The organism is Streptomyces sp. NBC_00876, assembly GCF_045207435.1.
Taxonomy (GTDB): domain Bacteria; phylum Actinomycetota; class Actinomycetes; order Streptomycetales; family Streptomycetaceae; genus Streptomyces.
The window spans coordinates 2,198,328-2,211,645 of record NZ_CP108800.1 but is presented as its reverse complement, the minus strand read 5'-3'; the positions used below and the strand labels follow the sequence as shown (position 1 = coordinate 2,211,645).

At 71.3% G+C, this 13,318-nt stretch carries 12 protein-coding genes and 2 pseudogenes; 7 read left to right on the top strand and 7 right to left on the bottom strand.

Annotated elements, in window-relative coordinates; genetic code table 11:
• Window positions 1–45: 45 nt before the first annotated feature.
• Window positions 46–1,152: a nicotinate-nucleotide--dimethylbenzimidazole phosphoribosyltransferase gene (locus tag OG782_RS09735; protein WP_406449337.1), complete on the bottom strand. Its 1,107-nt coding sequence runs from the start codon at window positions 1,150–1,152 to the stop codon at window positions 46–48.
• 223 nt (window positions 1,153–1,375) lie between these two features.
• Complete coding sequence (locus tag OG782_RS09730) at window positions 1,376–2,578, bottom strand: bifunctional adenosylcobinamide kinase/adenosylcobinamide-phosphate guanylyltransferase (RefSeq protein ID WP_406449335.1); 1,203 nt, start codon at window positions 2,576–2,578, stop codon at window positions 1,376–1,378.
• Window positions 2,579–2,706: 128 nt separating this feature from the next.
• Between OG782_RS09730 and OG782_RS09725 the strand changes: the two genes are divergently transcribed.
• Window positions 2,707–2,916 (top strand): hypothetical protein, encoded by a 210-nt coding sequence (locus OG782_RS09725; RefSeq protein ID WP_406449333.1) that lies wholly within the window; start codon window positions 2,707–2,709, stop codon window positions 2,914–2,916.
• Between the two features lie 75 nt (window positions 2,917–2,991).
• On the opposite strand, the gene OG782_RS09720 is transcribed toward OG782_RS09725, so the two are convergent.
• From OG782_RS09720 to OG782_RS09710, 3 genes are all read right to left on the bottom strand, one after another.
• A complete protein-coding gene (locus OG782_RS09720) occupies window positions 2,992–4,083 on the bottom strand; it encodes a S1C family serine protease (RefSeq protein ID WP_406449331.1) in 1,092 nt (363 codons plus the stop codon).
• A gap of 96 nt (window positions 4,084–4,179) precedes the next feature.
• The gene (locus OG782_RS09715) at window positions 4,180–4,902 is read right to left on the bottom strand and encodes a class I SAM-dependent methyltransferase (RefSeq protein WP_406449329.1); all 723 of its coding nucleotides are present in this window, start codon (window positions 4,900–4,902) and stop codon (window positions 4,180–4,182) included.
• Window positions 4,903–5,021: 119 nt separating this feature from the next.
• The gene (locus tag OG782_RS09710; protein WP_148017835.1) at window positions 5,022–5,621 is read right to left on the bottom strand and encodes a DUF3043 domain-containing protein; all 600 of its coding nucleotides are present in this window, start codon (window positions 5,619–5,621) and stop codon (window positions 5,022–5,024) included.
• Window positions 5,622–5,917: 296 nt separating this feature from the next.
• Between OG782_RS09710 and OG782_RS09705 the strand changes: the two genes are divergently transcribed.
• From OG782_RS09705 to OG782_RS09685, 5 genes are all read left to right on the top strand, one after another.
• Window positions 5,918–6,700 (top strand): PspA/IM30 family protein, encoded by a 783-nt coding sequence (locus tag OG782_RS09705; protein ID WP_406449327.1) that lies wholly within the window; start codon window positions 5,918–5,920, stop codon window positions 6,698–6,700.
• A gap of 9 nt (window positions 6,701–6,709) precedes the next feature.
• Window positions 6,710–6,988 carry a hypothetical protein gene (locus tag OG782_RS09700; RefSeq protein WP_406449325.1) on the top strand — a complete coding sequence of 93 codons (279 nt, stop codon included), beginning with the start codon at window positions 6,710–6,712 and terminating at the stop codon, window positions 6,986–6,988.
• Between the two features lie 162 nt (window positions 6,989–7,150).
• Complete coding sequence (locus OG782_RS09695) at window positions 7,151–8,422, top strand: sensor histidine kinase (RefSeq protein ID WP_406449323.1); 1,272 nt, start codon at window positions 7,151–7,153, stop codon at window positions 8,420–8,422.
• On the top strand, window positions 8,419–9,114 hold the full coding sequence (locus OG782_RS09690) for a response regulator (protein ID WP_406449321.1): 696 nt from the start codon (window positions 8,419–8,421) through the stop codon (window positions 9,112–9,114). Before OG782_RS09695 ends, OG782_RS09690 begins: the two co-directional genes overlap by 4 nt.
• Before the next feature lie 164 nt (window positions 9,115–9,278).
• Window positions 9,279–12,437 carry an efflux RND transporter permease subunit gene (locus OG782_RS09685; RefSeq protein ID WP_406449319.1) on the top strand — a complete coding sequence of 1,053 codons (3,159 nt, stop codon included), beginning with the start codon at window positions 9,279–9,281 and terminating at the stop codon, window positions 12,435–12,437.
• A gap of 73 nt (window positions 12,438–12,510) precedes the next feature.
• Here OG782_RS09685 and OG782_RS09680 read toward each other — a convergent pair whose 3' ends face one another.
• Together OG782_RS09680 and OG782_RS09675 are read right to left on the bottom strand one after the other, a co-directional pair.
• Entirely contained in the window at window positions 12,511–12,705 is a 195-nt protein-coding gene (locus OG782_RS09680; RefSeq protein WP_406449317.1) for a DUF397 domain-containing protein, read from the bottom strand.
• Window positions 12,684–12,998: pseudogene (locus OG782_RS09675) on the bottom strand (Scr1 family TA system antitoxin-like transcriptional regulator); the annotation flags it as partial. The pseudogene OG782_RS09675 and the gene OG782_RS09680, both read right to left, overlap by 22 nt.
• Here OG782_RS09675 and OG782_RS09670 point away from each other — a divergent pair.
• Window positions 12,960–13,297, top strand: a pseudogene (locus OG782_RS09670) (hypothetical protein). The pseudogenes OG782_RS09675 and OG782_RS09670 sit on opposite strands and share 39 nt — an antisense overlap.
• The last annotated feature ends 21 nt before the right edge of the window (window positions 13,298–13,318 follow it).

Genomic DNA, 13,318 nt, shown 5'->3' with positions numbered 1-13,318 from the left:
GCCGGTGTCCGGGCGGCCGCAGTCCGATGGGTCAGCTGTTACCCGTCAGTCCCCGGCCGGTCCGTCCCCGTTGCCCTCTGCGTCGTCGTCCTCGTCGTCGTCCTCGTCGGTCTCCGGCGCTCGCTCGGGCAGCTCCGCCGCCAGCGCGGCCGCGGCCCGGACGAACGGAAGCGCGAGCAGTGCCCCGCTTCCTTCCCCGACGATGACGCCGTGGTCCAGCAGCGGGTTGAGCGCCATCCGGTCCAGCGCCTTCGCCTGGGCCGGTTCACCGCTCAGCTGGCCCGCCAGCCACCAGTCCGGCGCCCGGAACGCCGCCCGCTGGCCCACCAGCGCACAGGCCGCGGAGACCACCCCGTCCAGAATCACCGGGAGCCGGCGCACGGCGCACTGGAGCAGGAAACCGGTCATCGCCGCCAGATCCGCGCCGCCGACCGTGGCCAGCAACTCCAGCTGGTCGCCGAGGACCGGCCGGGCCCGGCGCAACGAGTCGCGGACCGCCGCGCACTTGCGCATCCACGTCAGATCGTCGATCCCGGCGCCACCGCGCCCGGTGACCACCGAGGCGTCCGTGCCGCACAGCGCGGCGATCAGGGTGGCCGCGGCCGTCGTACCGCCGACACTCAGATCGCCGAGCACCACCAGATCGGTGCCCGAGTCGGCCTCCTCGTCGGCGAGCGCCATGCCGAGGCGTACCGCCTGTTCGGCCTCCTCGACCGTCAGCGCGTTCTCGATGTCGATCCGGCCGCTGCCGCGCCGCACCCGGGTCCGCACGACCGACTCCGGCAGCAGCTCCGGGTCGCAGTCCAGCGCGGCGTCGACGATCCGTACGGGTACGGAGAACTGCCGGGCCAGCACCGCGAGCGGTGTCGCCCCGTCCAGCGTGGCCCGCACCAGCTCGTGCGCCGTGCCCGCCTCGCGGCCGGACACCTTCAGCTCCGCCACCCCGTGGTCACCGGCGAACAGCACCACGCGCGGCTGCGTGATCGGCCGGACCGGTACGGCCTGCTGGGCGGCCGAGAGCCATTCGCCCAGTTCGTCGAGGCGGCCCAGGGCGCCGGGGGGAACGATGAACCGCTCCCGGCGTTCCTCGGCATCGCGCCGCACACCCCCGTCGGGGCGTTCGATCAGGTCGGAGAAGTCGTCCAGATTCACGGGGGTCTGCCTCGCGGGTCGATACGTGGTGTGGGCCGGGGAGCCCGGCGGCCTCTTGTCTGCGGAACAGTACCTGCCGCGATTTCCGGCCCCGCTCAGTGTGCCGCCCGGCCCCCGGACCGCAGCCGCCTCATCGTGGGCGTCAGGGTCCGCAGCCCCGGAAGCAGGTTCCGGAGGCGGATCGGCTCACCCGCGGCCGGGCCGGAGCAGCCGCTCCGGTCCGTCAGCCGCGCAGGGTCAGGGCCTGCCCGGCCACCACCAGCAGCACGTGCTCGCACTCGTCGGCCACCGACGCGTTCAGCCGGCCCAGCTCGTCCCGGAAACGCCGCCCGGCGGCGGTCGCGGGCACCACGCCGGACCCGGTCTCATTGGTCACCACGACGACGGTGCGCCGCGTCCCGCGCACCGCGGCCACGAGTTCGGCGGTCCGCTGCCGCAGCGCGCTCCGGCCGCCCCCCGCCCACGCCGCGTCGTCCCAGGCGTCCACCCGGTCCATCGCGTCCGTCAGCCAGAGCGACAGGCAGTCGATCAGCAGCGGCGGCCCGTCCGAGGCCAGCAGCTCCACGAGCTCGCAGGTCTCCTCGGTGCGCCACGCCGCCGGTCTGCGCTCCCGGTGCAGCCCGATCCGGTCCGCCCACTCCGCGTCGCCGGCCCGGCCGCCCCCGGTCGCCACGTACACGACCTCCGGGTACGTCTCCAGGCGCCGCTCGGCCTCCACCGACTTCCCGGACCGCGCGCCGCCGGTGACCAGCGTGCGCCGGGGCACGTCGGGGACGGCGTGGTAGGCGCCGACCGTCAGGGTCGTCCCGTCCGGTACGGCGCGCGCCCCGGCGGCGGCGAGCCGGCGGTCGAGCTCGGGGCCGGGCGGCGCGTCATGGTCCAGATGGACGGCGACCACCTCGGTGGCCGGCCCGACCGCCTCGACGGCCCGCAGCCGCGCCACCGCGTCGGGCCGCTTCACGATGTCGCCGACCACCATGTCGTACGGCTCCGACGCCCGGTCCGACAGACCGGCCGGGGCGGCGCCCGGCGGCATGTAGAGCAGCCGCTCGCCCTCCGGCGAGGTGACCTCGTACCCGGTGCCCGGCGCGTCCATCGGCACGGCCCGCACCCGGTGTCCGCTGATCAGCGTCAGCACCCGGCCGTCCGGCACCCGGCCCGCAGGGGGCAGACCGGCGGGCAGTTCGACGGCGGGCCCGTCGTGCGGATGGGTGAGCAGCACCTGCCGTACGCCGGTGAGCGAGTGCCCCGCGCGGGCGGCGGCGAACACCGCCCCGGGGGTGAGGTCGAGCAGCAGCGCGTCGTCGACCAGCAGGGCGGTCGCGGCCCGGCTGCGCGCCCCGCGGGCGGCGGCGCAGGCGGCGCAGGGGCAGTCGGGCCGCGGCAGCCCGTCGGGGGCTCCGGTGCCGAGCAGAGTCAGTTCCACGCCCCGATCCTCCCGCGTCCCCGCACCGGGTGCGCGACGTGGGGTGGGCGAGCCGCGCACGGGCCCCTTCCCGTGCTGGTCGGAAGCACTAGGCTGCGGAACGGAACAAAGTGACCCAGGAGGCGGACATGGCGTGGACGTGGCGGTTCGAGAAGTCCGACGGTACGGAGACGGAGCCGGCCCTGCAGCCGGAGGAATTCACGACGCAGGGCGACGCGGAGTCCTGGATCGGTGAGTACTGGAAGGAACTCCTCGACGGCGGGGCGGACCAGGTGATCCTCTTCGACGACGCGACGAAGATCTACGGCCCGATGAGCCTCCAGGCCGAGCAGAGCTGACCCGTACGACTGCCGGACGACTGCCGGGCGGACCCGGAGGGGCCCGCCCGGCAGTCGGGTGCAGCTCCCGGGACCTCAGATCTCGCCGAGCGTGACCTCGGCCGTCTTCTGCGCACCGCTGCGCAGGTACGTCACGGTGACCTTCTCGCCCGGCTTGTCCGCGGCCAGCGCCTCCGACAGGGACGTGATCGTCGTGACGGGCGTGTCCCCGACCTTGGTGAGGATGTCGCCGGCCCGCAGCCCCGCCTTCTCCGCAGCGCCGCCCTTCGTCACACTGACGATCGCGACCCCCGCCGGCTGGTAGCTGCCGTTGACGACCGTCCGGCCGGTGATGTTCAGCGCCGCCCGGCCCGAGTCGGTGACCTTGCCGCTCTTGATGATCTGGTCGGCGACCGTCTTCACCATCGAGACCGGGATCGCGAAGCCGATACCCGGCGCCGCGCTGTCACCCATCTGGGGGTCCGTCGCGGCCAGCGTCGGGATGCCGATGACCTCGCTGTCCAGGTTGACCAGCGCGCCGCCGCTGTTGCCCGGGTTGATCGCGGCCGAGGTCTGCACCATGTTGGCGATGGTCGCGCCGGTGCCACCACCCTCGCGGCTCTCGCTCACGGTCCGGCCGAGCGCCGAGACGATGCCCTGGGTGACGCTGCTGGACAGTCCGAGCGGCGAACCCATCGCCAGCACGATCTGTCCCACCTCGACCTTCTCCGAGTCACCGAACTTCGCGGGCTTCAGCCCGTCCGGGACGTCGTTCAGCTTGATGACGGCCAGGTCCTGCTGGGGGTAGGCGGCGACCAGCGAGGCGCTCAGCACCTTCTCGCCGGTGGCGACGGTGACCTTGAACGTCTTCTCGTTCCCGACGACGTGGGCGTTGGTGACGATATGGCCCTTGTCGTCGTAGACGATGCCCGAGCCCAGGCTTTCGGAGGCGTCGATCTGAACCACCGACGGAAGCACGTCCTTGATGACGGACTGGTACTCGCTCTGCAGATCAACGGTGGCCTTGGAGGCCGATCCCTGCTGGGCCGAAGGGGTCTTCGACGCGGCGGTCTTCGAGGTGTTGGAATTCGAGTCGGAACAACCGCTCACCAGGGCGATCGCACAGACACCTGCGGACAGAGGCAGCAGCAGCCGGCGCACACGGCTGCGGGAGTGAGAAGCATCCATGTCCGGATTATTACTTTTAACCCCATTGGCGGCCTGTCGAGCGCACCCGACCGGGGCGGTGGCACCGGCCGGGCGCCACCGGGCGGGCCCCGAGCCTCAGCCGCGTACCCCGCACAGATGCAGCAGTGCGGCCACCGCGCGGTAGGGATCCGTCCGCCCCGCCCGGTCCTCCGCCGCCAGCACCCGCTCCAGCTCCGCCGCGGACGGCAGCTCCACGTCGTTGCTCACGTTGTCGGTGAAGATCCGCACCCCGTACCAGGCGTGCAGCGGCGCCGCGATCCCGGCGAGCGTCGCGGTCAGGGCGTCGAGGTGGTCCGCGCGTACGGACAGCCCGAGGCGGTTGGTGTAATGGTCCGTGTCGAACGCGGCCAGCGCCGCATCCCAGTCCCCGTCGGTCCCGGGGCGCATCGCCAGCGCGTCGGCGTTCCGTACGAGCAGGGACAGCAGTCCGCCGGGGGCCAGCATCCGGGCCAGGCCGGCCACCATGGCGTCGGGCTCCTGGACATACATCAGCACCCCGTGGCAGAGCACCACGTCGAAGCTGCCGGGCAGGAAGTGCACCCCGGTGTCCTGGCCGTTGCCCTCTATGAAGCGGACCCGCTCACGGATGCCCGCCGGCTCGCCGCCGAGCGCCTCGCGGGCGACCCGCAGCATCTCGGCATCGGACTCGAGCCCGGTGACGGTGTGGCCCGCCCGGGCCAGGCGCAGGGCCTGGGTGCCCTGGCCCATGCCGACGTCGAGGATCCGCAGCCGCTGCCCGACGGGGAAGCGTGCCGCTATCTGCTCGTCCAGCTGTCGGGCGACCAGCTCCTGGCGCACGGTGTTGCGCAGACCGCCCAGGCCCTTCAGCCAGGCGGACGAGGCCCCGGCGAAGCCGGTGACCGCACCGTCCGGCCGGCCCGCGGACGAACCGCCGACCGGACCGGAGAGCTCCGTACTCAGGGCCGCTCTCCACGCTTGACCTGCGGCTTCGGCAGCCGCAGACGGCGCATCTGGAGCGTACGCATCAGACCGTAGGCGACCGCGCCGCGCTTCGGCGTATCGGGGAAGCGCTCGTTCAGCTGCTTGCGCAGCCGGAACGTCAGCCCGATCGAGTCGACGACGATCAGCACGATCACGCCGAGCCAGAGCAGCAGCGAGATGTTCTGGATGCCCTGCACCTGGATCACGCTGAGGATCAGGATGACCACGGCGAGCGGCAGGAAGAACTCCGCGATGCAGAACCGCGAGTCCACGAAGTCGCGGACGAAGCGGCGCACCGGACCCTTGTCACGGGCCGGCAGATAGCGCTCGTCGCCACTGGCGAGCGCCTCGCGCTGCTTGGCCATGTCCACGCGCCGCGCTTCGCGCTGGCGCTTCATGGCCTCCTTGCGGTCGAGCGGCGCACCACTGGAGGCACGACGGCGCTGCGACTGGGCGTCGCTGCGCTTGGGGGTGGGGCGACCTTTGGGGGCCTGCGGGTCGCGGGACGTCTTGGAGAGGTCCGCCGTCACCTTGTCGGTGGGGGCCTTCTCTTCCTTGGAGCGGCTACGGAACACAAGACCCAAGGGTACGGGGTCGATCGCGACGACCCCAGGCCGGCCGGGAACGATCCGGCAACGGCCTGCGTCCCTGCTGGTGTACGAGCGGGACGATCCGGGCAGGGGGCGCGCGTTCCCTGACCGTCACCTACTCCCTGGGCCGGAGCGGTGACCGGGCGCAGTCGTCCTTGCGGAGGAGCACATCCTTGCTCGAACAGTGCGGTAATAGAGACAGGGCCCGTACTGTGGGTTCTGTTGGAGTGCTGGAGACCGGTTAAGTCAGAAGGGGGCGCGCGAAGCCCATGAGCGGTGTCATGAAGCGTATGGGGATGATCTTCCGCGCGAAGGCAAACAAGGCCCTTGACCGGGCCGAGGATCCGCGCGAGACCCTCGATTACTCGTACCAGAAGCAGCTGGAGCTGCTTCAGAAGGTGCGCCGCGGTGTCGCCGATGTGGCGACCTCGCGCAAGCGCCTGGAGCTGCAGCTGAACCAGCTGCAGGGCCAGACGTCCAAGCTGGAGGACCAGGGCCGCAAGGCGCTCGCGCTCGGTCGCGAGGACCTGGCCCGCGAGGCGCTGTCGCGCCGCGCGGCCCTTCAGCAGCAGGTCACCGACCTGGAGACGCAGCACACCACGCTGCAGGGCGAGGAGGAGAAACTCACTCTCGCGGCCCAGCGGCTGCAGGCCAAGGTCGACGCCTTCCGTACGAAGAAGGAGACGATCAAGGCCACCTACACAGCGGCCCAGGCGCAGACCCGGATCGGGGAGGCCTTCTCCGGCATCTCCGAGGAGATGGGCGATGTCGGCCTGGCGATCCAGCGGGCCGAGGACAAGACCCAGCAGCTCCAGGCGCGCGCGGGCGCGATCGACGAGCTGCTCGCCTCCGGCGCCCTGGACGACCCGACCGGCACGGCGAAGGACGACCTCACCGCCGAGCTGGACCGGATCTCCGGTGGTAGTGATGTAGAGCTGGAGCTGCAGCGCATGAAGGCCGAACTGGCCGGCGGCTCCACCCCGAAACAGGCCATCGAGGGCGGCCCGCAGGATGCCGCCCAACAGCAGCAGGACCGGTCCCCGCACAAGTTCGACAAGAATTAAGGCAGCGTCATGATCGTACGGATCATGGGGGAGGGCCAGGCATTCCTGGCCGACAGTCATCTCGCCGAGCTCAACGAACTCGACAACGAACTGCTCGCCGAAATGGAGAGCGGCGACGGCCCCGGCTTCCGCTCCACTCTCCAGGCGCTCCTGGCCAGGGTGCGCGAACTCGGCACACCCTTGCCGGACGACTCCCTGGAGCCGTCCGAGCTGATCCTGCCGTCGCCCGACGCGACCCTCGAAGAGGTGCGCGCCATGCTCCGCGACGACGGTCTGATTCCCGGCTGACAACCGCCGGCTCCAGCACCCGCACCACTGTGCCCCGCCTCCGGTCCGCCGGACGCGGGGCACAGTGACGTGTGGACCGGGGTGCTGCGGCGCGGTCCGGGCGGGGGCCGCTCCCGGGCGGCCGGACCGGTACGCGAGCGACACGCCGTAACGTAGCTTGACGTGACCACCCTCGGAACCGGGGTTCTGCGCATCCGGCACTGGCTGCGCGTCCATCCCCTCGCGCTGGACGGCGCGCTCGCCCTGGCCGTGCTCGTGGCCATGATCATCGGGTCGTTCGCCGACCCGAACGGGCACAACGGGCCCACCTTCGGCACCCGCACCCCCGCGGCGAGCAGCCTGTTCCTGATGGTGCTGGGCGCCCTCGCCCTCGTCTGGCGGCGCCGCAGCCCGATGGCGGTGCTCGCCGCCACCGGCGCGCTGACGGTCGTCGAGCTGGTGATGGTGGACCCGCCGGCCCCCGTCGTGATGAGCGCGGTCATCGCGCTGTACACCGTCGCCGCCCGCACCGACCGGCCGACCACCTGGCGGGTCGGGCTGCTCACCATGGCGGCGCTGACCGCGGCGGCGATGTTCTTCGGCTCGGCCCCCTGGTACAGCCAGCAGAATCTCGGCATCTTCGCCTGGACCGGCATGGCGGGCGCCGCAGGGGACGCGGTCCGCTCCCGGCGCGCGTTCGTCGACGCGATCAGGGAACGCGCCGAACGGGCCGAGCGGACCCGCGAGGAGGAGGCCCGGCGCCGGGTCGCCGAGGAGCGGCTGCGGATCGCCCGCGATCTGCACGATGTCGTCGCCCACCACATCGCCCTGGTCAACGTGCAGGCCGGGGTCGCGGCCCACGTCATGGACAAGCGCCCCGACCAGGCGAAACAGGCGCTCGCTCATGTCCGGGAGGCGAGCCGCTCCGCGCTCAACGAGCTGCGGGCCACCGTCGGGCTGCTGCGCCAGTCCGGCGACCCGGCGGCGCCGACCGAACCCGCCCCCGGCCTCGCGGTACTCGGCGAACTCGTGGAGACCGTGCGGCAGGCCGGGCTGCCCGTCGAAGTGGCCTGCGACGCGGGTCAGTGCCCGCAGCTGCCCGCGGCCGTGGACCTGGCCGCGTACCGGGTGATCCAGGAGGCGCTGACCAATGTGCGCAAGCACGCCGGTGCGGGCGCGAGGGCCGAGGTCAGTGTCGTACGGGTGGGGGCCACGGCCGAGATCATGGTCCTGGACAACGGCCGCGGAACGTCGGACAGCGCCTCCGCGGGCGACACCGGTGGCGGCCACGGCCTGCTCGGCATGCGCGAACGGGTCACCGCCCTGGGCGGCACCCTCACCGCCGGACCCCGTTACGGCGGCGGATTCCGTGTTCATGCGATCCTGCCCGTCAAGGCCCGCGCGCAGGAGCCGGATCAGCCGGGTGCGGCGAGCCGGACGGGGGAGAACGCATGACACCGGCCATCAAGGTCCTGCTCGTCGACGACCAGGCACTGCTGCGCAGCGCGTTCCGGGTGCTGGTCGACTCGGAGCCCGACATGCAGGTGGTGGGCGAGGCCGCCGACGGCGCGCAGGCCGTGGAGCTGGCCCGCTCGACACGGGCCGACGTGGTGCTGATGGACATCCGGATGCCCGGAACGGACGGGCTCACCGCGACCCGGATGATCAGTGCCGACCCCGGACTCGCCGGCGTACGCGTGGTCATGCTCACCACCTTCGAGGTGGACGAGTACGTGGTGCAGTCGCTGCGGGCCGGTGCCTCCGGCTTCCTCGGCAAGGGGGCGGAACCGGACGAACTCCTCAACGCCATCCGGATCGCCGCGGCCGGTGAGGCGCTGCTCTCGCCGGCCGCGACCAAGGGCCTGATCGCCACGTTCCTCGCGCAGGGCGGCAGCGCGGCCGACGGGGGGCCGGGCGCCGCCGAGTACTCCGCGCGTCTGGAGGCCCTCACCACCCGGGAACGCGAGGTCCTGGTCCTCGTCGCGGGTGGTCTCTCCAACGACGAGATCGCCGAGCGCCTGGTGGTCAGCCCGCTCACCGTCAAAACCCATGTGAACAGGGCGATGGCCAAGCTCGGAGCCCGCGACCGGGCCCAACTGGTTGTAATTGCATACGAATCGGGCCTCGTCCGTCCACGGGTGGAGTGAGGGTGCAGTCGCGGCGTACTCCACCTGCGGTATGCGCGGCATAAGAAAGCGACCTGGGACCGACGCTTTCGGTGCCGGCGATGGGTGATCGTATAAGTGGGCCGGGTCTGTCCCCGAGTTACCCGCCCACCTGCCGCGTAAGCCACAGAAGAGAGACCTCACCCATGTCCTGGCTGTCCAGATTCAGCCTCGCGCAAAGGGCCCTGATCGGGCTGATCTCGATCGTCGCGCTTGTCTTCGGAGCGATTGCGATCCCGCAGCTCAAGCAGCAGCTGCTGCCCACCATCGAGCTCCCGATGGTGTCGGTGCTCGCTCCCTATCAGGGCGCGTCCCCCGATGTGGTCGAGAAGCAGGTCGTCGAACCGCTCGAGAATTCGATCAAGTCCGTCGACGGCGTCACCGGCGTCACCTCGACCGCCAGCGAGGGCAACGCCGTCATCATGGCGTCCTTCGACTTCGGTGACGAGGGCACCAAGCAGCTCGTCGCCGACATCCAGCAGGCGGTGAACCGCGCCCGCGTCCAGCTGCCCGACGACGTCGACCCGCAGGTCATCGCCGGCTCGACCGACGACATCCCGACCGTCGTCCTCGCCGTCACCTCCGACAAGGACCAGCAGGCGCTCGCCGACCAGCTGGACCGCACCGTCGTCCCCGCGCTGGAGGACATCGACGGCGTCGGCCAGGTCACCGTCGACGGTGTGCAGGACGTCCAGGTATCCGTCACCCCCGACGACAAGAAGCTCGCGGCGGCCGGACTGAACGCCGGCTCGCTCGCCCAGGCGCTCCAGGCCGGCGGCGCGACCGTCCCGGCGGGCTCGTTCTCCGAGTCGGGCAAGAGCCGCACCGTCCAGGTCGGCGGCGCCTTCACCTCCGTGAAGCAGATCGAGGACCTGCGGGTCTCCGGCCAGAACCCGGCGACGGGCAAGCCCGGCAAGCCGGTCCGGGTCGGTGACATCGCGACGGTGAAGCAGGAGCCCTCCACCGCGGTCTCCATCACCCGTACGAACGGCAAGCCCAGCCTCGCCGTCGTGGCGACGATGGACAAGGACGGCAGCGCCGTCGCCATCTCGGACGCCGTCAAGGACAAGCTCCCGGACCTGCGCAAGGACCTCGGCGCCGGCGCCGAACTGACCGTCGTGTCCGACCAGGGCCCCGCCGTCTCCAAGGCGATCTCCGGCCTGACCACCGAGGGCGCGCTCGGCCTGCTCTTCGCGGTCATCGTGATCCTGGTCTTCCTGGCCTCGCTGCGCTCGACCCTGGTCACCGCGGTCTCCATCCCGCTGTCCGTGGTCCTCGCACTGATCGTGCTCTGGACCCGCGACCTGTCGCTCAACATGCTCACCCTGGGCGCGCTCACCATCGCGATCGGACGCGTCGTCGACGACTCGATCGTCGTCCTGGAGAACATCAAGCGGCACCTCGGCTACGGCGAGGAGCGTCAGTCCGCGATCATCACCGCGGTGAAGGAAGTGGCCGGAGCGGTCACCTCCTCGACCCTCACCACGGTCGCCGTCTTCCTGCCCATCGGCCTGGTCGGCGGCATGGTCGGCGAGCTCTTCGGCTCGTTCTCGCTGACCGTCACCGCGGCTCTGCTGGCGTCCCTGCTGGTCTCGCTGACCGTCGTGCCCGTCCTGTCGTACTGGTTCCTGCGCGCCCCCAAGGGCAGCGCCGAGGACCCGGACAAGGCCCGTCGCGAGGCCGAGGAGAAGGAAGCCCGCAGCCGGCTCCAGCGGCTCTACGTCCCGGTGCTGCGCTTCGCCACCCGCCGCCGCATCACCAGCATCGTCATCGCCGTCGCGGTGCTGTTCGGCACCTTCGGCATGGCGCCGCTGCTCAAGACCAACTTCTTCGACCAGGGCGAGCAGGAAGTCCTGTCCATCAAGCAGGAGCTCACCCCGGGCACCAGCCTGGCGGCCGCCGACGAGGCGGCCAGGAAGGTCGAGAAGATCCTCGCCGGCGACGAGGGCGTCAAGGACTACCAGGTCACGGTCGGCTCGTCCGGCTTCATGGCGGCCTTCGGCGGCGGCACGGGCGCCAACCAGGCCTCCTACCAGGTCACGCTGAAGGACTCGGCGGACTTCGACGCCACCCAGGAGCGCATCGACGAGGCGCTGGGCAAGCTCGACGGCATCGGTGACACCACCATCGCCGCGGGCGACGGCTTCGGCAGCCAGGACCTGAGCGTCGTGGTCAAGGCCGCCGACGCGGACACCCTGAAGAAGGCGTCCGAAGAGGTGCGCGCCGAGGTGGCCGAGCTCAAGGACGTCACCGACGTCCAGAGCGACCTGGCGCAGAGCATCCCGCGGATCTCGGTCAAGGCCAACGCCAAGGCCGCCGACGCGGGCTTCAGCCAGGCCACGCTGGGCGCGGCCGTCGCCGGTGCGGTGCGCGGCACCCCGTCCGGCAAGGCGATCATGGACGACACCGAGCGGGACGTCGTCATCAAGTCCGCCCACCCGGCCACCACGATGGAAGAGCTGAAGAACCTTCCGCTCGGCCCGGTCAAGCTCGGCTCGATCGCCGATGTGAAGCTGGTCCCCGGACCGGTCTCGATGACCCGGATCGACGGCCAGCGCGCCGCGACCATCACCGCCAAGCCCACCGGTGACAACACCGGCGCGGTCAGCGCCTCGCTCCAGACGAAGATCAACGCCCTGGACCTCCCGGACGGTGCCACCGCCAGCATCGGCGGTGTCTCCCAGGACCAGGACGACGCGTTCGTGAAGCTGGGGCTGGCCATGCTGGCGGCCATCGCAATCGTCTTCATGCTGCTGGTCGCCACCTTCCGGTCGCTCATCCAGCCGCTGATCCTGCTGGTCTCCATCCCGTTCGCGGCGACCGGAGCGATCGGACTGCTCGTCATCACGGGCACCCCGATGGGCGTTCCGGCGATGATCGGCATGCTGATGCTGATCGGCATCGTGGTGACCAACGCGATCGTGCTGATCGACCTGATCAACCAGTACCGCGCACAGGGCATGGGCGTCGTCGAGGCAGTCGTCGAGGGCGGCCGCCACCGTCTGCGCCCGATCCTGATGACGGCCCTGGCGACGATCTTCGCCCTCCTGCCGATGGCGCTCGGCGTCACCGGCGAGGGCGGCTTCATCTCGCAGCCGCTGGCCGTGGTGGTCATCGGCGGTCTGGTCACCTCGACGCTGCTGACGCTGCTCCTGGTGCCGACGCTGTACGCGATGGTGGAGCTGCGCAAGGAGCGCCGCGCGAAGAAGAAGGCCGCGAAGCGGGCCCAGAAGGCCGGGATTCCGGCCCCGGCCGCCTCGGAGGAGACCACCTCCTCCGAGGAGCCGGAGCCCGCGAAGGCCTGACGGCCCGCCCGGTACGAGGAACGGCCTGTCCCGCGCTCACGCGTGGGACAGGCCGTTCCGCTGTTTCCGCGCCCTACTTGAGGGAGGTGACGAAGTCACTCCAGGCCGTGGCCCGGACGACGAGCGCCGGACCGGCAGGGTTCTTGCTGTCACGTACGGGGACGATGCCGGGGAAGTCGTCGCTGATCTCGACGCATTCGCCCCCGTTGGAATTGCTGTGGCTGCTGCTGCGCCAGTGGGCGGTGCTCAGCTCGGGGGAGTGGGGCATGGTCGGTAGCCCTCCATCGCGGTCCGGATCAGTTCCGCCGACTCGGCCAAGGAGAGGGAGTTGGCGCGCAGTACCTCGTACTGCCGCCGCCACTTCTTCACCGCGGCCGGATCCTCGTAGAGATGACCGGCCTGAATGCCCTCCTCGTACGTCACCGAGGTGCCGTCGGAGAGAGTGAGCAGAGTCAGCGCGCCACCCAGGAGCGAGTGGAGCCCCGCGCTGAACGGCATCACCTGAACTTTACTGTCCGGAGTATCCACCTGCCCCAGCAGCGAGGCCAGTTGCTCACGCATGGTTACTTGAGCACCGACGACCCGGGCAGCCGGATGTCGCGGCCGGCCGACGAGGTGGAGGCGGACCTGCTCGACTCGGCCGAGTACGTCCTGACCGGGCGCGGGCACTGCTGGCGGATGCCGCCACAGGGGCGCGTGAGCTGCGGTTCGCCGGGGTGCGGCTCGCGGAGTCGTTGCAGGACGCCTTGCGCATCGCGGTGAGCCGGGGCGCGCGGCCGGCGATCGCCTTCACGCCTGCGCAGGACGAGGAAACCGGGGCTTGCGCAACGGCCCGCCGGGCCCGTACCGGCGGGGCCTGAGCGGGCGGCCCGGCGGCCCGG

Bases quoted from the DNA above. Each gene is read 5' to 3' on its own strand.
- OG782_RS09725 (WP_406449333.1), top strand. From the start codon at position 2,707: ATGGCGTGGACGTGGCGGTTCGAGAAGTCCGACGGTACGGAGACGGAG.
- OG782_RS09720 (WP_406449331.1), bottom strand. From the start codon at position 4,083: ATGGATGCTTCTCACTCCCGCAGCCGTGTGCGCCGGCTGCTGCTGCCT.
- OG782_RS09705 (WP_406449327.1), top strand. From the start codon at position 5,918: ATGAAGCGTATGGGGATGATCTTCCGCGCGAAGGCAAACAAGGCCCTT.
- OG782_RS09700 (WP_406449325.1), top strand. From the start codon at position 6,710: ATGATCGTACGGATCATGGGGGAGGGCCAGGCATTCCTGGCCGACAGT.
- OG782_RS09690 (WP_406449321.1), top strand. From the start codon at position 8,419: ATGACACCGGCCATCAAGGTCCTGCTCGTCGACGACCAGGCACTGCTG.
- OG782_RS09685 (WP_406449319.1), top strand. From the start codon at position 9,279: ATGTCCTGGCTGTCCAGATTCAGCCTCGCGCAAAGGGCCCTGATCGGG.
- OG782_RS09680 (WP_406449317.1), bottom strand. From the start codon at position 12,705: ATGCCCCACTCCCCCGAGCTGAGCACCGCCCACTGGCGCAGCAGCAGC.